The sequence below is a fragment of the Pseudonocardia hispaniensis genome (assembly GCF_042658695.1).
GTDB classification, from domain to species: domain Bacteria; phylum Actinomycetota; class Actinomycetes; order Mycobacteriales; family Pseudonocardiaceae; genus Pseudonocardia; species Pseudonocardia hispaniensis.
This window is the reverse complement of sequence record NZ_JBHSQW010000001.1, coordinates 153676-173371: the sequence shown is the minus strand read 5'-3', so window position 1 is coordinate 173371 and position 19696 is coordinate 153676. Positions and strand designations below refer to the sequence as shown.

The window sequence follows — 19696 nt, the reverse complement described above, 5'->3', positions numbered from 1 at the left end:
GTCACGGTACGCCCGGCTCACCCTCCCCGGGGTGGGCGTAGGTGGTGGTGCGTTGGCGGACCGGCCGTCCGGCGGCGGCGGCGATCGCGGTCAGCTCGGCCACCGACCGCTGCGAGCCGTTCTCCGAGCCGGCCATCCGGGAGATCGTCTCCTCCATCAGGGTGCCGCCCATGTCGTCGGCCCCGCCGGCCAGGATCCGGGCGGCCTGCGCGTCACCGAGCTTCACCCACGAGCACTGCACATGGTCGATCCGCCCGTGCAGGGCCAGCCGGGCGAACGCGTGCACCGCCCGGTTGTCGCGCTCGGTCGGGCCCGGGCGGGCGATCCCGGCCAGGTAGATCGGGGCGTTGTGGTGCACGAACGGCAGCGGGACGAACTCGGTGAACCCGGCCTTGCCGTGCTCGCGGGCGGTGTCCTGGATCCGGGCCAGGGTGCGCAGATGACCCAGCCAATGCTGCGGGCCGTCGACATGGCCGTACATCATCGTCGAGGAGGACGGGATACCCAGGGCGTGTGCGGCGGTGACCACCTCGATCCACTGCGCCGCCGGGAGCTTGCCCTTGGTCAGCACCCACCGGACCTCGTCGTCGAGGATCTCCGCCGCGGTCCCGGGGATGGAGTCCAGCCCGGCCTCGCGCAGCTCCGCCAGCCACTCGGCGGTCGGCACCCCGGCCTTCGCCGCCGCGGACACGACCTCCATCGGCGAGAACGCGTGCACGTGGAGGGCGGGCACCGCGGCCTTCACCGCCCGCACCAGATCGGCGTAGAAGCCGACCGGCAACCGCGGGTCGATCCCACCCTGCATGCACACCTCGGTCGCCCCGGCCTCGGCCGCCTCCACCGCCCGCGCGGCGACCTCGTCGAGCGAGAGCCGGAACGAGTCCGCATCGCGCTCCCGCTGCGCGAAGGCGCAGAACCGGCAGCCGACGTAGCACACGTTGGAGAAGTTGATGTTCCTGTTGACCACGTAGGTGACCGGCTCACCGACCACCTCGGCGCGCAGCCGGTCCGCGAGCCCGGCCAGCTCCTCCAGCGCCGCCCCCTCGCAGGTCAGCAGGGCCAGCGCAGCCGCGGCGTTGACCGGGTCGAGCAGCGCCGCGGGATCGGACGCGGCCAGCCCCAGACCGGCGCGTACCTCGGCGTCGAGCCGCTCGGGCGCGCGACCCCCGCCGGTCGGCGACGCGGCGCCCGGGAATGCGACCAGCTCGGCACGCACCGCATCCCAGTCGCCGTACACCGAGTCGAAGTCACCACGCCGGTCGCTGCGTCGCCCCGTGGTGTCGATCGACGTGTTCAAGTCGACCCGTCCGGCCGAGTCGAACCCGCCGTCGGGCTCCTGCCACGGCCTGCCCTCCACCCGCGCCGACTCGTTCGCCAGCCCGCTGGCCGGGTCGGCCAGCGCCGCGACATGCCCGTGCAACCGGGTGTCGATCCACGGCGACCCCGCCCGCACATACCGCGGATAGACGGTCAGCCGCTCGCGCAGCGTGAAACCCGACTCGGCGGACCGCGCCGCGAGCTCCTCGATCGCCGGCCACGGCCGCTCCGGGTTCACGTGATCGGCGGTGACCGGCGAAACCCCACCCCAGTCATCGATCCCCGCCCGCAGCATCAGCGCGAACTCGTCCCCCACCAGGTTCGGCGGCGCCTGGATCCGCATCCTGGGCCCCAGCACCAGGCGGGCCACGGCGATGGTCGCGGCCAGATCGGCGAGATCCGCGTCCGGGTCGCGAGCCATCGCGGTATCGGGTTTGGCCCGGAAGTTCTGCACGATGACTTCCTGCACGTGCCCGTGCGCCCGCGCCGCCGCGCGAATCGCGAAGATCGACTCGGCGCGTTCGGTCCGGGTCTCCCCGATGCCGATGAGGATCCCCGTGGTGAACGGCACGCCGACCCGGCCCGCATCGACCAGGCAGCGCAGCCGGACCGCGGGTTCCTTGTCCGGGCTGCCGAAGTGCGGCCCGCCCGGCTCGCTCCACAGCCGGGTCGCGGTGGTCTCCAGCATCATCCCCATGCTCGGCGCCACCGGCTTGAGCCGGGTCAGCTCCTCCCAGCTCATCACCCCCGGGTTCAGATGCGGCAGCAGCCCGGTCTCCTCCAGCACCGCGATCGCGCAGGAGCGCAGGTAGTCCAGCGTGCAGTCATACCCGCGGGCCGTCAGCCACTCCTTCGCCGCGGGCCAACGCTCCTCCGGACGATCACCGAGAGTGAACAACGCCTCCTTGCACCCCGCCGCCGCCCCGGCCCGCGCGATCTCGAGCACCTCCTCCCGCTCGAGGAACGCCGCGGGCACCCGATGCGGCACGGTCGCGAACGTGCAGTAGTGGCAACGGTCCCGGCACAGCCGGGTCAGCGGGATGAACACCTTGCGCGAGTACGTCACCACCCCGGGGCGACCGGCCTCGACCAGACCCGCATCGCGCACCCGGGCCGCCGCATCCAGCAGCTGGTCGAGCTCGTCGCCACGAGCGGCCAGCAGCACGGCGGCCTCGGTGACGTCCAGGACCGCACCGTCACACGCCCGACGCAGGGCTCGGCGCAACGCGGCCGGCGACGGGGTCCGCTCGACGGGAGCCGGACAGGGGAGCGCGTCAGTCATGAGGCCACACTAGGTCCACCTCGATGAGGCAGGCCCACGGTGCGCTCGACAACCCGCTAGGCGACGTCGGCCGGTGTGCCGCGGGTCACCCTCAGCAGCTCGGCGAAGGTGGTCGGGAACACCGCATGCGGGATCCCACCGGCGGCCCAGATCCGCGGGTAGCCCTCGAGCGCGCGGTCGACCAGAGTGCGCAACGGCTCCGGGTGCCCGACCGGCGCGACCCCGCCGATCCGCTGCCCGGTGGCGGCGTACACGAACTCCGGGCTCGCCCGCCGCACCCGATTCGCTCCCACCAGCGCCGCGACCTTGACCGTGTCCACCCGGTGCGCCCCGGAGGTGAGGACGAGCAACGGGACCCCGTCGGCATCGAAGACCAGTGAGTTCGCGATCTGCCCCACCTCGACGTCGAGCGCCGCTGCCGCCGCGGCCGCCGTCGCGACCGCATCGGGAAGGATCCGCAGCCCCGCGACGCTCGCCGGGTCGGCCCCGGCGGTGGTCAGATGGGCACGGACGCGATCGACGCTGGGGTGGCTGACTGCCTCGGACCGCTCGGGATTCGGCGAGCTACTCACCCGAGCATTCGACCATGCCCAGCCGCACCACGACCCCGGGACACCCGGGGCGCCCGCTCAGCGTCGATGTTCGTTCCGCACGCTCCACTCAGCGCCGATGTTCGTTCCGCACGCTCCACTCAGCGCCGATGTTCGTTCCGCACACTCCACTCAGCGCCGATGTTCGTTCCGCACGCTCCACTCAGCGCCGATATCGCACGGTGACCGGCGCGTGGTCGGACCAGCGCCGGTCGTAGCCGGGTGCGCGCTCCACCACGGCGCTGCGGGCGCGAGCCGCGAGACCGGGGGTCGCGACGTGGTAGTCGATGCGCCAGCCGGTGTCGTTGTCGAAGGCTCGACCGCGATACGACCACCACGTGTACGGCCCGTCGACGTCCGGATGCAGCGCGCGCACCACATCGACATAACCCGATGCGAACAGCGACCCGATCCACTCCCGCTCGTGCGGCAGGAACCCGGAGTTCGTGCCGTTCCCACGCCAGTTGCGCAGATCGGCGCGGGTGTGGGCGATATTCCAGTCGCCGCACACGAGCACCTCGCGGTCCTCCGCCGCGGCCTTCTCCCGGCGTTCGGCCAGGTACGGCGCGAACCCGGCCAGGAACCGGTCCTTCTCCTCCTGCCTGGGCGTGCCCGCGGCGCCCTTGGGCAGATACAGCGACGCGACGGTCAGCCCGGGTAGATCGACCTCGAGGTAGCGGCCCGAGTCCGCGAACTCCGCCACGCCGATGCCGACCCGCACCGCCTCCGGCTCGGTGCGGGTCAGCACCGCGACGCCGCTGCGGCCCGGTGCGCTCTCGCACGGCGCGAGGGTGAGCCGCCAGCCTCGATCGCGCACCATGGCGAGCAGGTCGGCGGGCAGATCCTCCGGGCGGGCCCGGACCTCCTGCAGGCAGACCACATCCGCGGTGCTGGAGGCCAGCCACGCGGTGAAGCCCTTCCGCCCGGCCGCCCGGATCCCGTTGAGGTTGACCGAGCTGACCGTGAGCGGACCAGGACTCGGAGGCAGGCTCAACAGCGGCTGCCCGCAGTCGGCGTCAGACTCGCGTCGAGTACCCAGCGGCCCTCGCCGGCGAGCTGACGGAAGCCGTTGGTGATGACGCGCTGGGCGTCGGTCTCATCGCCCTGCCGGAGGAGACCGACCGGCGCCAGTTCGGTGCCGGGAGTCGAGCGGATGTTGACCTCGCTCGCGGTCACCGTCATGACACAGCCCGTCCGTCCGGTGGCAAGCCCGGTCAGCCCCCCACGGTCGATCATCGCGAGCACCGTGAGCACCGCCCCGGCGACCAGCACGAAGGTCCACCCCCGGAACGTCGATGCCTCCAGCTTGGGCACCTTGATCTTGGCCATGACCCTCTCCCGGCGCGCAGTTTGGATCACCGTAGCGGAGCGCACCAGGCTGGCAACGGCATCGATCGGGGGAAATGATCAAGAGCGGGCGGCGGGAGTGGCCATCCCGCCACCCGCCTCGCTCGGCCGAACGACCGTCAGGCTCTGGCGGCCTGCAGGTTCTCGTCCAGCGCGGCCAGGAACTCCTCGGTCGTGAGGAACGGCGCGTCCTTGTCGATCAGCAGCGCGAGGTCCTTGGTCATCTTCCCGCTCTCGACGGTCCTGACGACGACGTCCTCGAGCGCGGCGGCGAAGCCGATCAACTCGGCGTTGCCGTCCAGCTTGCCGCGGTGGGCCAAGCCACGGGTCCAGGCGTAGATCGACGCGATCGGGTTGGTCGAGGTCGGCTTCCCGGCCTGGTGCTGGCGGAAGTGCCGGGTGACGGTGCCGTGTGCGGCCTCGGCCTCCACGGTCCGGCCATCCGGGGTCATCAGCACGCTGGTCATGAGCCCCAGCGAGCCGAAACCCTGCGCGACGGTGTCGGACTGGACGTCGCCGTCGTAGTTCTTGGCGGCCCAGACATATCCGCCCTCCCACTTCAACGCGGCCGCGACCATGTCGTCGATGAGCCGGTGCTCGTAGGTGAGCCCGGCCGCCTCGAACTTGTCCTTGAACTCCGTCTCGAAGACCTCGGCGAACAGGTCCTTGAACCGACCGTCATAGGCCTTGAGAATCGTGTTCTTGGTCGAGAGGTACACCGGGTAGTTCCGGGTGAGACCGTAGTTCATCGACGCCCGCGCGAAGTCACGGATCGAGTCGTCGAGGTTGTACATCGCCATCGCGACACCGGAGCCGGGCGCCTGGAACACCTCGTGCTGGATCGGCTCGGAACCGTCGGCCGGGGTGAAGGTGACCGTCAGCGTGCCTTCGCCGGGGAACCGGAAGTCGGTGGCGCGGTACTGGTCGCCGAACGCGTGGCGGCCGATGATGATCGGCTTGGTCCACCCGGGAACGAGCCGCGGGATATTGGAGATGATGATCGGCTCGCGGAAGATCACGCCGCCGAGGATGTTACGGATCGTCCCGTTCGGCGACCGCCACATCTTCTTGAGGCCGAACTCCTCGACGCGGGCCTCGTCCGGCGTGATCGTCGCGCACTTCACGCCCACGCCGTGACGCTTGATGGCGTTCGCTGCGTCGACCGTGATCTGGTCGTCGGTCTTGTCACGGGACTCGATGCCCAGGTCGTAGTACTCGAGGTTGACGTCGAGGTACGGGTGGATCAGTTTGTCCTTGATGAACTGCCAGATGATCCGGGTCATCTCATCGCCGTCGAGCTCGACGACAGTGCCCTCGACCTTGATCTTCGCCATGTCGGCCGGGCTCTCCTCTCGGGACTCGTGGTACCGGTACGAGCGTACTGCTAGGCGTTCGGGCGCCCGATGTGGCGCTGCCCGGCCTCACGGGAGGGAGAGCGTGGCCCGCGTGATGGTCATCGCCAGCACGATCATGACCAGGCCGAACCCCGAGTAACACAGCACGTCGATGACCCGGCTGCGGATGGCCAGCAGGCCGATCCGATTGTCCGGCAGAAGGATCCGCAGCACCGCCGCCACCAGCAGCGCACCGCCGAGCAAAACCGATCCCTGCCGCCAGTGCGCGGTGAGCACCCGCACGAGACCGAGTGCCATGATCAGCAACACCAACAGCAGCGGCCCGTGCGTCGAGAGCTGAACACGCGCGTCGAGGCGGCGGAGGAGGCTCACTCCGACACGCTCCGTTCGGCGGCCTCCACCACGTTCGTCACCAGCATCGCCCGCGTCATCGGGCCCACGCCCCCGGGCATCGGGGCCAGCAGCCCAGCCACCTCGGCGACCTCCGGATCGACATCACCCACGATCCCGAGATCGGTGCGGGTGACCCCGACGTCGAGGACCACCGCGCCCGGTCGCACCATCTCGGCGGTGATCAGTCCCGGAGAACCCGCCGCGGCGACCACCACATCGGCTCGCCGGACCTCCGTGGCCAGGTCACGGGTGCCGGTGTGGCACAGCGTCACCGTCGCGTTCTCGCTGCGCCGGGAGAGCAACAGGGCAAGCGGACGGCCGACCGTCACGCCGCGGCCGACCACCGTGACCCGCGCACCGTTCAACTCGACGCCATGACGTCGGCACAGCTCGACGATCCCGCGCGGTGTGCAGGGCAGCGGCCCCGGCTCACCCAGCAGCAGCCGGCCCAGGTTCAGCGGATGCAGCCCGTCGGCATCCTTGGCCGGGTCGATGCGTTCCAGCACCGCCCCGACGTCCAACCGCCTCGGCAGCGGAAGCTGCACGAGATATCCGGTACACGCGGGGTCCGCATTGAGCTCGTCGATCACCCGCTCGATATCGGCCTGACCGGCCTCGGCCGGCAGCTCGCGCTGGATCGAGGCGATGCCGACCGTGGCGCAGTCCCGATGCTTGGCGCGGACGTAGGTCTGCGACCCCGGGTCCCGTCCGACGAGGACCGTCCCCAGCCCGGGCGTCGCCCCGGCGGCCGCCAGCTTCTCCACCCGCCCCACGAGCTCGGCGAGGATCGCATCCAGGGTGGCCCGGCCATCCATCAGCGTCGCCGTCACGGCTCCATACTCCCAGAGGCGCGTCCATCCGACGGCGGACCCGCACCGACGACTCTCCGTTATCGCATATTGACCCAGCGTCTCAATTCGAGACGACCGACCCCGCGCGGTCCGCGGAGGCGCAAACTGCGACCGCGCTCCGGAGAGGCGAGGGATGACCGGTTCGTTCCGTTCCGTGATCCCAGCCCCGCCGGGAAATCACCTGGTAGGGGGCGGATTCTGCCCGGTCGATCAGGTGCCAGCGTGATGTGGCGCTACCCACAATCAACGGACCCGGCGGCCCGCCGGCGATCGTCTCAGCGAGGAGCGAGTCATGAGCGTTGACAGTGACGTCCAGGCAGGAGCGCACGCCGCTGCCGAGCCGGAAGCGCCCGCGGCGCCACCCGGAAACCCGTCGTTGGTGGCCCTTCCGACGTTCTGCGTCGGCGGAACCACCCTGGGCCTGTGGCTGCTCAACTACCTGCCGGTTCCCGGCGGATTGATCCCCGCGGTGTTCATCAGCGCGGGACTCGGAGTCGCGTTCGGGGCCGTCTGGGCCGCCAGGATCGGGCAGAGCGCGGTCGCGGGGATCTTCGGAACCTTCGCCGCGTTCTGGATGAGCTTCGGGCTCCTGGTGATGGGCCTGGTCAACGGCTGGTTCGGGCTCGCCACCGGCGAGGCCCTCGCCGGCCAGATCCAGTCCGTCCAGGCGACCTTCCTGATCTCGTGGCTGGTGGTCTTCATCGCGTTGACACTGGCCACCTTGCGACTCCCGCTGGCCTTCACCGCGCTGTTCGTGGTGGTGGACATCGCCGTCGTGCTGGTGCTCTCCGGTGTGCTGTCCGGCTCCACCACCCTGCTCAACGCGGGTGGGCTCGCCGTGCTGCTGTTCACCGCGATCGGGATCTACCTGTACATCGGCGCGATGAGCCAGGAACTGGGCGGCCGCGCCCTGCCGGTGGGCAACGCCGTCGTCAAGTAGTCACCGCCATCCCCGTCCGGTCCCGGGACCCCATCACCGGAAGTCCCGGGACCGGACGGGTACCGCGAGCGTGAGCCGGTGCAGCCGGTCGGCGACGAGATTGAGCACACCTTCCGGGCTGCGTTCGAGCCTGCCGCGGACCAGCAGCGCCGGGCTCGCGATCGCCACCGCCCGATAGCGCGCCCACAGCCCTTCCGAGCAGGTGACATTGAGCATCCCACTCTCGTCCTCGAGGTTGAGGAACGTGACTCCGCGCGCGGTCGCCGGCCGCTGACGGTGGGTGACCAGACCGCCGACCAGCACCCGTGGCGGGCGGACGTCGGGGTCGTAGGGGTCGAGACTGTCGACCCGTCGGTCGGACCGATACCCCGCCCGCCTCGCGGTCCTGCCCATCGCCCGTCTGCCCACCTCGTCGAGCCGGTCGATCCGCACCGCGCCCAGCGCGTCGAGCCGATCGCGCAGGTGCTGGATCGGGTGACTGTCCGGAGAGATCCCGGTCGCCCACACATCCGCCACGGTCGTCTCCACATCGGTCATTCCCGGCAGCGGGGGCGCAGAGATCCCGACCGCCGTACCCGGGAGGTGCTCCGGCCGGACCGCCGCGACCACCCCGGCCGCCCACAGCGCCGAGCGCCGATCGATCCCGAAGCAGCCGAACGCCCCCGCCGTCGCCAGCGCCTCGGCCTGCGGCGCGGTGAGCCGCACCCGGCGAGCCAGGTCGGTCAGGTCGCGGTAGCGCCCCTCGCGCCTTCGCTCCGCCTCGATCCGCTCGGCCAGCTCCGCTCCGACCGTGCGCACCTCGCCGAGCCCCAACCGGATCGCCTGTCCACCCGCGCTGCCCGGATCGGGCTGCAGCACGGCCTGCGCGCCGCCGAGGTTGACGTCCGGCCCGCGCACCACCACCCCGTGCCGCCGGGCGTCCGCGACCAGTGACTGCGGCGAGTAGAAGCCCATCGGCTGGGAGTTGAGCAGTGCGGCGCAGAATGCCGCCGGGTAGTAACGCTTGAACCAGGCGCTGTAGTAGACCAGCGAGGCGAAGCTGATCGAATGGCTCTCCGGGAAGCCGAAGTTCGCGAAGGCCAGCATCTTGGCGAAGATCGTGTCCGCGACCTCGCCGGTGATCCCGTTGGCGGCCATCCCGGCGAAGAACCGGCCGCGCAGCCGCTGCATCTTCTCCGTCGAGCGTTTGGCGCCCATGGCGCGACGCAGCTCGTCGGCATCGGCGGCGGAGAACCCGGCGACATCGACCGCGATCTGCATGAGCTGCTCCTGGAACAGCGGCACCCCCAGGGTCTTCTCCAGCGCACCCTTGAGCAGCGGGTGGTCGTAGTCCCACTCCTCCAGCCCGTTGCGGCGCCGGATGTAGGGGTGCACCGATCCGCCCTGGATCGGACCGGGGCGGATCAGCGCGACCTCCACCACGAGGTCGTAGAACCGCCGGGGCCGTAGGCGGGGCAGCGTCGCCATCTGGGCCCGGGACTCCACCTGGAACACCCCGACCGAATCGGCCCGCTGCAGCATCTCGTACACCTCGGGGTCGTTCGGCTGCAGTTCGTGCAGCTCGACCCGCCGGTCGTGGTGGACGGCAACGAGGTCGATCATCGTGTGCAGGGCGGTGAGCATGCCCAGTCCGAGCAGATCGAACTTCACCAGCCCGGCGGCCGCGCAGTCGTCCTTGTCCCACTGCACGACGGTGCGCTCGGCCATCCGCGCCCACTCCACCGGAACGACCTCGGAGACCGGCCGGTCGCAGATCACCATGCCTCCGGAGTGGATGCCGAGGTGACGCGGGAAGCCGAGTAGTTCGTCGACCAGCGCGAGCACCTGCGACGGCAGGCCCGCGGGGACGCTACCGGCATCGATCCCGTGCCAGCGCTCGATCTGTTTGCTCCAGGCGTCCTGCTGCCCCGGGGAGAAACCCAGCGCTTTGGCCATGTCACGGACCGCTGAGCGCGGCCGGTACGTGATCACATTGGCCACCTGCGCGGCGCAGTCCCGCCCGTAACGGCGGTAGACGTACTGGATGGCCTCCTCGCGGCGCCCCGACTCGATGTCCAGGTCGATATCGGGGTAGCCGTCGCGGGCCGGGGACAGGAAGCGCTCGAACAGCAGACCGCCCGCCACCGCGTCGACCTGGGTGATGCCGAGGGCGTAGCAGACCGCGGAGTTCGCCGCCGAACCCCGCCCCTGACAGAGGATGCCGGCCCGGCGGCAGAACTCCACGATGTCGTGCACGATCAGGAAGTAGCCGGAGAAGTCCTTGGCCTCGATGATCCGCAGCTCTCGCTCCACGGTCTCGATCGCCTCGGGATACTCGGCGTGGCTGCCGTACCGCTGGGCCACTCCCCGCTGGGTGAGCTCGCGCAGCCAGCTCGCCTCGGTGTGCCCGGAAGGTACGGGGAACACGGGCAGCTTTGGGGCGATGAGCTGCAGTTCGAAGGCGAGGTCGGCACCGAACGCCGCCGCCCGCGCCACCGCACCCGGATAGCGGGCCTCGAACCGGGCCGCCATCTCCGCACCGCTGCGCAGATGCGCGGTACCGGCCGGTGGAAGCCAGCCGTCGGCCTCGTCGAGGCTGCGCCGGGCCCGGACCGCGGCCACGGCACAGGCCAGTGGAAACCGGCCGGGAACGGCGTAGTGGGCCGCGGTGGTGGCCACCGTCGGAACCCCCACCAGCTTCGCGACCTCGGCCAGCGCGTCGTTGCGCTCGGTGTCGCCCGGCAACGCGTGGTGGGTGAGCTCGACGGCCATGTGCTCCCGGCCGAACCGGTCGACGAGATCACCCAGGGCGCGCACCGCCGCGCCGGGCCCACCGTGGCGCAGGGCGCGGCGGACCGCGCCCTTGCGGCAGCCGGTGAGCGCCAGCACATGCCCTGCGGTATCGGCGACGATCTCGTCGAGGTCGTAGACCGGGCGTCCCTTCTCCCCGCCGCGCAACTGGGCGGCGCTGATCGTGCGGCACAGCGCTCGATAGCCCTCGGGGTCGCGGGCCAGCAGCAGCAGGTGAGTGCCCTCGGGGTCGGGCACCCCGTTCTGCGGTGCGGTCAGCCCCAGGCTCAGCTCCGCCCCGAAGATCGTCTTCACCCCGAGCTCCGCCGCCGCCTCGGCGAAGCGGACCACGCCGTACATGCCGTCGTGGTCGGTGAGCGCGATCGCGTCGAGCCCCAGCCGGGCCGCCTGCTCGACCAGCTCCTCGGGATGACTCGCGCCGTCGAGGAAGCTGAAGTTGGAGTGGCAGTGCAGTTCCGCATAGGGCACGCGCGGGCCGGGCGGCGCCTCGACCGAGCCCCGATACGGCTCGCGTGTGCGCGACCAGGCCGGGCTGTCGCCGCCGTCGCCCCACCGCGGCCCGCCGACGTGACTCGCACCGCCGCGCGGACGGCCCGACAGCAGTGCTTCCAGCTCTGCCCAGCTGACATCGGGATTGGTGAAGCCCACACACCCGAGCATACTCGAACATACGTTCGCATCGAGTGGGGGTTGTCCACAGGACCACCGCCTCGACGGCGTCGATCGATGAGTTCCGGGTCGCCGTCCGGTCTACACCGGGAGAGCGCATCCGAAGCCAGAAGGAGACCATGACCATGAACCGACCCGGCGCCGAGACCGGCGTGTTCGAGCCGGAACTGGTGAACGCGCGTCCCGCGACCACGGCGGTCATCCATGGCGTCGTCGCCGTGACCGATCTTCGCGGCTTCTTCGACCGGTCCTTCCGCACTCTGGCCGAGACGATCGCGGCTCAGCAGGTGGCGATCACGAGTCCCGCGTTCGCGCTCTACCACGGGCTTCCGGGCCGGACGGTCGATCTCGAGGTCGGATTCGCCACCGATCCCGCGATCCGACCGGACGGCGACGTCATCGCAGGCTCGCTGCCCGGCGGGCGGGTCGCACGACTGGTCCACCTCGGCTCGTTCGACGGGCTCGGAGCCTCCTGGGAACGCCTACGGTCCTGGATGCGGGAACAGGACCTCTCCCTGGGGGCGGACACATGGGAGGTGTACGTCACCGAGCCCTCGCCCGGCATGGACCCGTGCCACCTGCGTACCGAGCTCTACTGGCCGGTGGCCGGCTGACCTGCCGAGTGGTCAGTCGTAGATCCCGGTCATCCACCACCCCTCCGGCCGGCCGGACAGCAACAGCGCCACCCCGTCGTCGAGGAGCACCTGCAGCCGCGCCCCGCTGGGGGTCCCGGGCACCCACCACCGCTGCCACAACGGCCACGGTCCCGCCCACCCCGTGACGGCTCCGGCCGGTCCGCCGAGCACGGCGATCCGATGCGGGGGCGCCCCGAGCCGGTCGGCCGCGACGAGCACAACCGGCCTGCCTGTGGCGTCGAGCAGTTCGACGGGCAGCGGCTCGGGCGGGACGGTGGCGGGAGAGGGCGGCGGGAGCCTGCCCGGCCAGACCGGTATCGGGTCGCGGATCGCTGGGCGTGCGCTGCGCACCGACCGGCTGCGCCGCCCGCCCTCCCACCTGCCGTGCTGGGGGACCGTCGGATACCCACGGCCTCCCCGGGCCGCAGGGCCGTGGGACGGACGATCATTCATGATCGGCATCTCGGAGCCCGCCGCCGCGACCGGCGCGGCTCCCGGCTCCGAAACGGCGATCACCGGGCCGGAGGAGGGCACCGGGCCCGGCGCCCCGCGGTCATCACCCCACGGCACCAGCCGGACCCGCTCCCCCGGGTCGCGCCCACCGATGAGCGCCGCGGTGACCACCGCGTCAGGCCCGAGCAGCGTCTGCACCCGGACCAGCGCGCGCCCCGCCCGCTCGTCGGTCTCTCCGACCTCGCCCCACAGACCCAGCTGCAGCGCGCCGGCGGCGACCGTCTCCTCCGGGACCAGCCGCACCCGGGTGAGCGCACCCGACCCGCCGCGGGCGAGCCAGGCGTCGAGCTGCCAGCGCACCCGGTCGGCGGTGCCGGCCGGGGTGAGCGGCTCGGCACATCGCCAGATCCGCAGCAGCTCATCGCCGGCCTCGGTCCAGGCCGCCACCCCCAGCCGGGTGCAGGACAGTCCGTGCCCGGCGAGCACCCGGTGCAGCCGCTCGGCCAGTCCGCGCGCGGCGAACGCGGCAGCGTCGACCCGGTCGACCGGGGGGTCGAGCTCGACCTCCACCGCGAGCTCCCCGGGGGGACACCGGCGCACCGGTGGGCGCGGGTCGAGCCCGCGGGCCAGCCGATGCGCCAGCACGGCGTCGGCCCCGAACCGGGACGCGACATCGGACGCCGACAGCGACCCGAACGCCCCCAGACTGCGCAGCCCGAGCCTGCGCAACAGGCTGACCAGCCCGGACCGGTCGACTTCCGGCTCCCGGTCGAGTTCCTCGACGCCGAGCGGCGCGAGGAACGCCGGTGTCCCGCCGGGCTCGACACTCACCCCCTGCCGGGCGGCGAGCACCGCGGCGAACAACCCGTCGGCGATCCCGATCTGGCACTCCACCCCGGTGCGCGCGGCCACCTGGTCGACCAGCCGCTCGGCGGCCTGCTGCTCACCGCCGAAGTAGCCCACCGGCCCACGGGCGGACAGCGCGACGAGCCCGGGCCGGATCACCTCGACGCCGGGCGCCACCTCCTGCACCGCGGCCACCACCGGCTCGAACAGCCGCGCGTCCCGTTCGGCATCCGGGGCGAGCACGACCAGCTCCGGACAGCGGGCCTGCGCCTCGCGGCGACGCAACCCCCGGCGCACTCCCTGTGCCCTGGCCGTGGCAGAGCAGGCCAACACCCGGTTGGCCACGACCACGGCCGCTGGGCGGTGCGTAGGTATCCGGTGCGCCCGCGCGGCGGCCGTCACCGGCCAGTCCGGAGACCACAGCGCGAGCACTCGCACAGGCCCGAGATTCGCATCCGCGCTCACCCGGCCGTCCGCGACCCGATCCGCCCGGAGCCGGCGCCCCCCACCGCCCCGCCGGGCGCGGGCAGCAGCAGCCCGGTGCTGCGCCCGGCAGGCCCCACCCCCCGGCCCTGCAGCCGCACCCGGACCCGGCGCGCGCACAACCGCCCGCTACCCCCGCCACCCAGACCCCACCACCGCGGATCCGAACAGCTCAGCTCCAGATCAGCACCCGGCCAGGAGCCCAGCACGAGCAGCACCGCACCGCGCTGTCGGGCCCGGGCCATCAGCCGCCGCCGATCGGCCGCGCGCACCCCGGCCCGCTCGGCCCCCGCGACCGCCACCACGTCGAGCCCGTCGAGCAGCGCCGCGGCGACCGCCACCAGATCCCGCTCCGGGTGTGGGACCAGCGCCAGCCGTTCCAACCGCACCCCTGCCTCGGCCGCGGCCACCAGCCCGAGCCCGGGCCGCCCGACCACCGCGGCCCAGACTCCCCCGGCCGAGGCCTCCGCAAGCAGCGCAAGCAGCAGCGAGGTGCTCCCCGGACCCACGGCGACCGACACCGTCGATCCCCGGCGCAATCCGCCCGCTGGCAGCAATCGGCTCAACGGAGCCGCCACCGGGAGCATCCGCCCGGCGACCCCGGGGGACGGGCCCGGCCGCATACGCTCCGACCGGCCCTCCATCCGCCGAAGCAGCCCGCGAGCCACCGCCAACCGGCTCGCCGCATCGGCACGCGCCGCCTCGACCACCGCGCTCCTCCCAGCAAGGTCGCGACCGCGCCGAGGGGAAGTCGGCGTACTCGAACTGACGTTCGAAGAACACTATAGGGCCCGGCCGTCGAAACGTTCAAGCCGAGCCGCGGGCCCGAACGGTCGTTCAGTGCGCGAAGTGCCGGGTACCCGTCAGATAGAGCGGGACGCCCGCAGCCGCGGCGGCCGCGATCACCTCGGCGTCACGTACCGACCCGCCCGGCTGCACGACGGCGCGCACCCCCGCCGCCAGCAGCACCTCGAGGCCGTCCGGGAACGGGAAGAACGCATCCGAGGCAGCCACCGAACCGCGGGCCCGATCGCCCGCCCTCGCCACCGCCAGCCGCGCGGAGTCGACCCGGTTGACCTGCCCCATCCCGATGCCGACGGCCGCCCCGCCGGACGCCAGCAGGATCGCGTTGGACTTCACCGAGCGGCAGGCTCGCCAGGCGAACGCAAGATCGGCGAGCACCTCCTCGGCGACCGGGTCACCGGTCGCGAGCGTCCACGAGGCCGGGTCGTCCCCCGGCGCGTCGATCACGTCCCGCTGCTGCAGCAGCAGCCCACCGCTGATCGCCCGCGCCTCCACCCCGGCGCGCTGCACCGGCCCCGGCACCCGCAGCAGTCGGAGGTTCTTCTTGCGGGTGAGGATCTCCAACGCCGCGGGCGCGAACGAGGGCGCCAGCACCACCTCGGCGAACACCTCGCCGACCTGCTCGGCCATCGCCTCGCTGACCTCGGTGTTCGCCGCGATGACCCCACCGTAGGCGCTGACCGGGTCGGTGGCGTGGGCCTTGCGGTGGGCCTCGGCGATATCGGCGCCGACGGCGATCCCACACGGGTTCGCGTGCTTGATCACCGCGACGGTCGGTACGTCGCCGTGATCGTGCGCGGCTCGCCACGCCGCGTCGGCGTCGACGTAGTTGTTGTAGGACATCTCCTTGCCGTGTACCTGCTCGGCGCCGGCCAGGCCGGCCTGCCCGCCGATGTAGAGCGCGGCGGCCTGGTGCGGGTTCTCCCCGTAGCGCAACGACGCCCGGCGCTCCCATGTCGCGCCGGCCCACGCGGGGAACGGCTCGTCTCCCGGCTCGGGGGCGAGCACCGACCCCATCCAGGACGCGACGGCGACGTCGTACGTCGCGGTGTGCCGAAACGCCTCGACCGCGAGCCGACGCCGGTCGGCGAGCTCGAAACCACCTCGTTTGACCTGCTCGAGTACCCACTCGTAGCGCGCGGGGTCGACGACGACGGCCACGCTGTCGTGGTTCTTCGCCGAGGCCCGCACCATCGCCGGACCGCCGATGTCGATCTGCTCGACGCACTCCTGCGGGCCCGCCCCAGAAGCCACCGTCTCGGAGAACGGGTAGAGGTTGGACACCAGCATCTCGAACGGTGCGATGCCCATCCGACCGAGCTGGGCCAGGTGCTCGGGCTTACGCGTGTCGGCGAGCAGCCCGGCGTGCACCCGCGGGTGCAGCGTCTTGACCCGGCCATCGAGGCATTCGGGGAAGCCGGTGAGCTTCTCGATGGGCGTGACGGGCACGCCGGCGTCGGCGATGCGCTGGGCCGTCGACCCGGTAGAGACGATCTCCACGCCCAGTGCGTGCAGCCCGGTGGCCAGATCCAGCAGCCCCGTCTTGTCGTACACGCTGATCAGCGCGCGCCGCACCGGCCTGCGTTCGTTCACCCGATCGTCACCTTTCGTCCACTCACACTCGCCCCGTGCCGGGCCAGCGCGGCGACGGTACCCACGAGCAACCGCCGCTCTTCGATCTTGATGCGTTCGTGCAACACGGCCTCGGTGTCGCCAGGCAGGACCGGCACCGCCTGTTGCGCCAGGATGGGCCCGGTATCGACGCCGTCGTCCACGAGATGCACGGTGGCTCCGGTGACCTTGACACCGTGGGCCAGCGCGTCACGTACCGCCCGGGCGCCGGGGAACGACGGCAGCAACGCCGGATGCGTGTTGATCATCGGACACCCGATACCGGCCAGGAACCCCGGGCCGAGGATCTTCATGAAGCCCGCGCTGACCACCAGGTCGGGCCGGTGCGCGGCCACCGCAACGGTGAGTGCGGCGTCCCAGGCCGCACGGTCGGGATGGCTCGCGGCGCATACGGCGAACGCGGGCACCCCCGCGCGCTCAGCCCTCGCCAGGGCCTCGATACCGATGCGGTCGGAGCCGACGGCGACGACGTCGACCGGAAAGTCCGGGTCGGCCGCCGCGTCGAGCAACGCCTGGAGCAACGTTCCCGAGCCCGAGGCCAGCACGACCACGCGACAGGGAACAGGAAGCGCTACCCGATGGGTACCGCTCGACAAGGCAGGCAACCCAGCTCCCCGATCCACCTCGACAACAGCTCATGCCAGGTCAAGCGTAGGCCGCTGCGCACGTCACACCGTCGTCGCGTCCGATTCGGCGCCGCTGTCGTCCGCGCTGTCGTCCGCGCGGTCGGCCGCGCCGTCGGCCGGGGGACCCGCCGCGCGCTCGGCCGCCGCGGCCTGCCTGCTCCGCAGCGCCACCAGATCGGCCACGGTGCGGGGAACGGGTTCGGACGGATCCGGATCGCTCACCGACTCATCCCGGCCGGGTTCGGGTTCGGTGGACTCGGGTTCGGTGGACCCGGGTTCGGGTTCGGCGGACTCGGTGACGAGCGGCTCGTCGCGGTCGCCGGGAACCGGTGCGGCGGTGTCCGCATCGGCCTCGGCCGGGCCGAGATCGAGGGCGGACGGGGCCGCCGGGTCCGCCGCCGCGCGCTGGAACGCGGCGATGAGCATCGCGGGCCCGCCGACCCAGACCAGCACCGCAGGCACGACCAGTTCGGCCCGCAACCACACCGGATCGAAGGGGCCGCTCGCGAGCCGTCCACCGGAGAGCAGGGCCAGCAACCCGACCGCCGCCGCGACCAGCGCGGTCGCCGCACCCGCAGCGCGCAGCCGGGCCGTGACGTCGGCGTGCGGGCCGAGCCGCCGCCGGCAGCTCAGCCCGACCAGGACCCCCGCGGCCACCGGCAGTACGAGAACGACGATCGCCCACGCCGGCGGCCGGCTCACCGGCATCACCGCGAGCAGCGGGAACGGCGGCGCGGGACCGGGTTCCACGGCGAATGGCGATACCGCCGCCGCCCCCACCGACACTCCCGGTCCCAACGCCCAGGACACCCCGGCGACGACCGCGTTGGGTAGATAGGCCAGCGCGAGCAGCGTGACACCGAGCGCGGCTCCGAAGCCGGGAGCGATCTCGGCGAACGCCCGTTCCACGGCGCTCGCGCGCAGCACCAGCCCGGCACAGAGCACCACTGCCCCGGCACCCAGCAGCGCGACGACCCCCAGGACACTCCCGTGCCCCGCGGCCGCACCCCAGTGCGGGACCCGCTCGCGCCAGTCGAGGGGCGGCCCGCACGCCCACAGCAGGCCCAGACCGGCCGCCACCGCCGTGACGATGCCCGCCCCGACCATCGCGGCCCACGGCGTCGCGACCACGGCGGCGTCGCGGGGCAGCAGCGCGCCGGCGAGTACCGCGACCGCCGCGTGTGCCCCGGCCTGGGTGGCCAGCACGGGGCCCGCGTCGGTGCGGACGCGGCCGCCCAGCCTGCGCACCGACCAGCGCGAGCCGATGAACACGACCGCGACCAGGACCAGCGTCGGCAGCAGCGGCAGCACACTCAGGGGCTGACCGTGCAGCTGCAACGGGATCTGGTGCGCGGCCAGCCACAACGGGATCGCCACGGTGAACGCGCCGTCGACGGACATCCCGGAGGCCGCGGTGAGCGCGACCAGCCCGGCGGCGACAACGAGCAGGGCGTAGCTGACGAGCACCGTGCCCATGGCCGCGGCCAGCAGGATGCGCAGCCGATCGAGGCCCTCGGCACCGGAGGCGGACTCATGGTCCCCGGCCGGGAGGTCGGCAGGCCGATCTGTCGGGGAGCGGGTTCCGCGCACCCGACCACCCTCGCAGCGGACGAGGCCGGTTTCGGGCAGGCGCGCCGAGCGCGAACGGCGGCCTGCTCACCCGCCTCGGCGATCGTCGCGGTCAGCGGGCGGGATCGTCCGGGTCTGCTCGGCCGCGGGCATCTCGGTCTCGTCGGCGCCGCCGGGCCCGGCGCCCGGCGCGGCACCGGCTGGGTTCGGCCCGGTGGGCGAAGCGGCCCATTCGGGCGCCTGGGGTGTCTCGGGCCCGGTCATCGCCCGGCCGGCATCGACCGGCTGGGCCGGACTGCCCGGCCACGGGGGAACGGACTGCTCGGCTCCGGAGGGTGGTTGCTGCGGGGGGTACCCGCCGAACATCGGTGAACCCTGCGGGCCGAAGGCCGTTGTCGGCGGTTGCGGGTAGGCGCTCTGCGGCGGGTAACCATGCTGCTGCGGCGGGCCGTAACCCGCGTACCCGTGCTGCTGGGGATAGCCACCGTAGGGGCCGCCGTATCCGGCGGTCGGGCCCTGCCCGTACGGCGCGGACTGGGCGCCATAGCCGTACTGCGGGCTGTGCCCGGCCGCGACACCGCCGGCCCGGCGGGGCATCGGCAGCTTCAGCAGGCCGAACCCGGCCAGCACGGCGCCGACGAGGGCCGCGGCCTCGAGGAACGCCAGCACCAGCACGGCGAGCATGATGGACGGCAGGGAGCTGGAGGGCGCGGCGCCGAATGGGCCTGCGAGGTTGTCCAGCCCGGCGTTGACGACCACCACACCCTGCAGGGCGGCCAGCGCACCCACCACACCGAGAACCGCGCCGGGAATCAGCATGAGCCGCGCCCGTGGCAACAACGCGGATGCCGCCAGCAGTCCGCCGCCGAGCAACAGCTGCGGAGCCAGCACCAGGTACAGGAGTGCGGCGCTGGAGAACGAGCAGAAGTAGACGATCAACCCGAGCAGGCCGGCGGCTATCACCAACATCCGGGCGGGGCCGGGGGCGAGCTGCCGAGCGGTGTCGTCCCCGGTTTCGCCGCTTCGGGACGGGTCCTTCGCGACCGGTGTCTCGGCGGGCTGGGTCATCGGATGCTCCTCGGTACCGCGGCGGACCGCGGTCTCGGCTTTGTGA

Annotated in this window: 16 protein-coding genes; 2 read left to right on the top strand and 14 right to left on the bottom strand. The window is 72.5% G+C overall.

What is annotated here, in order from left to right; translation table 11 throughout:
• Position 1 precedes the first annotated feature (1 nt).
• The 7 genes from ACFQE5_RS00865 to ACFQE5_RS00835 form a co-directional block, all read right to left on the bottom strand.
• Positions 2-2599: a bifunctional FO biosynthesis protein CofGH gene (locus tag ACFQE5_RS00865; RefSeq protein WP_379581616.1), complete on the bottom strand. Its 2598-nt coding sequence runs from the start codon at positions 2597-2599 to the stop codon at positions 2-4.
• Positions 2600-2655: 56 nt separating this feature from the next.
• Positions 2656-3171: a YbaK/EbsC family protein gene (locus ACFQE5_RS00860; RefSeq protein WP_379581613.1), complete on the bottom strand. Its 516-nt coding sequence runs from the start codon at positions 3169-3171 to the stop codon at positions 2656-2658.
• 181 nt (positions 3172-3352) lie between these two features.
• Positions 3353-4183, bottom strand: a complete 831-nt coding sequence (locus ACFQE5_RS00855; RefSeq protein ID WP_379581611.1) for an exodeoxyribonuclease III — start codon at positions 4181-4183, stop codon at positions 3353-3355.
• On the bottom strand, positions 4180-4518 hold the full coding sequence (locus ACFQE5_RS00850) for an SH3 domain-containing protein (protein WP_379581609.1): 339 nt from the start codon (positions 4516-4518) through the stop codon (positions 4180-4182). The genes ACFQE5_RS00855 and ACFQE5_RS00850 overlap by 4 nt, the downstream gene beginning before the upstream one ends.
• Positions 4519-4655: 137 nt before the next feature.
• Positions 4656-5870, bottom strand: a complete 1215-nt coding sequence (locus tag ACFQE5_RS00845; RefSeq protein ID WP_379581607.1) for an NADP-dependent isocitrate dehydrogenase — start codon at positions 5868-5870, stop codon at positions 4656-4658.
• Between the two features lie 87 nt (positions 5871-5957).
• Entirely contained in the window at positions 5958-6263 is a 306-nt protein-coding gene (locus ACFQE5_RS00840; protein ID WP_379581605.1) for a DUF3017 domain-containing protein, read from the bottom strand.
• Positions 6260-7114: a bifunctional methylenetetrahydrofolate dehydrogenase/methenyltetrahydrofolate cyclohydrolase gene (locus tag ACFQE5_RS00835; protein ID WP_379581603.1), complete on the bottom strand. Its 855-nt coding sequence runs from the start codon at positions 7112-7114 to the stop codon at positions 6260-6262. The genes ACFQE5_RS00840 and ACFQE5_RS00835 overlap by 4 nt, the downstream gene beginning before the upstream one ends.
• Before the next feature lie 313 nt (positions 7115-7427).
• Here ACFQE5_RS00835 and ACFQE5_RS00830 point away from each other — a divergent pair, with 313 nt between their 5' ends.
• Positions 7428-8075, top strand: a complete 648-nt coding sequence (locus ACFQE5_RS00830; protein WP_379581601.1) for a GPR1/FUN34/YaaH family transporter — start codon at positions 7428-7430, stop codon at positions 8073-8075.
• 33 nt (positions 8076-8108) lie between these two features.
• On the opposite strand, the gene ACFQE5_RS00825 is transcribed toward ACFQE5_RS00830, so the two are convergent.
• A complete protein-coding gene (locus ACFQE5_RS00825; protein ID WP_379581599.1) occupies positions 8109-11513 on the bottom strand; it encodes an error-prone DNA polymerase in 3405 nt (1134 codons plus the stop codon).
• Positions 11514-11653: 140 nt separating this feature from the next.
• Between ACFQE5_RS00825 and ACFQE5_RS00820 the strand changes: the two genes are divergently transcribed.
• On the top strand, positions 11654-12148 hold the full coding sequence (locus ACFQE5_RS00820; RefSeq protein WP_379581597.1) for a GyrI-like domain-containing protein: 495 nt from the start codon (positions 11654-11656) through the stop codon (positions 12146-12148).
• 12 nt (positions 12149-12160) lie between these two features.
• On the opposite strand, the gene ACFQE5_RS00815 is transcribed toward ACFQE5_RS00820, so the two are convergent.
• The 6 genes from ACFQE5_RS00815 to ACFQE5_RS00790 form a co-directional block, all read right to left on the bottom strand.
• Complete coding sequence (locus tag ACFQE5_RS00815) at positions 12161-13933, bottom strand: DNA polymerase Y family protein (protein ID WP_379581595.1); 1773 nt, start codon at positions 13931-13933, stop codon at positions 12161-12163.
• A complete protein-coding gene (locus tag ACFQE5_RS00810; RefSeq protein ID WP_379581593.1) occupies positions 13930-14472 on the bottom strand; it encodes a hypothetical protein in 543 nt (180 codons plus the stop codon). The genes ACFQE5_RS00815 and ACFQE5_RS00810 overlap by 4 nt, the downstream gene beginning before the upstream one ends.
• A 316-nt stretch (positions 14473-14788) precedes the next feature.
• On the bottom strand, positions 14789-16348 hold the full coding sequence (purH, locus tag ACFQE5_RS00805; RefSeq protein WP_379581591.1) for a bifunctional phosphoribosylaminoimidazolecarboxamide formyltransferase/IMP cyclohydrolase: 1560 nt from the start codon (positions 16346-16348) through the stop codon (positions 14789-14791).
• The gene (purN, locus tag ACFQE5_RS00800) at positions 16345-16932 is read right to left on the bottom strand and encodes a phosphoribosylglycinamide formyltransferase (RefSeq protein WP_449301258.1); all 588 of its coding nucleotides are present in this window, start codon (positions 16930-16932) and stop codon (positions 16345-16347) included. The genes purH and purN overlap by 4 nt, the downstream gene beginning before the upstream one ends.
• A gap of 123 nt (positions 16933-17055) precedes the next feature.
• Positions 17056-18603 carry a cell division protein PerM gene (locus ACFQE5_RS00795; protein ID WP_379581587.1) on the bottom strand — a complete coding sequence of 516 codons (1548 nt, stop codon included), beginning with the start codon at positions 18601-18603 and terminating at the stop codon, positions 17056-17058.
• A 66-nt stretch (positions 18604-18669) separates the two neighbouring features.
• Positions 18670-19696 (bottom strand): DUF5336 domain-containing protein (locus tag ACFQE5_RS00790; RefSeq protein WP_379581585.1); only part of this gene is annotated, 1027 nt, incomplete at its 5' end.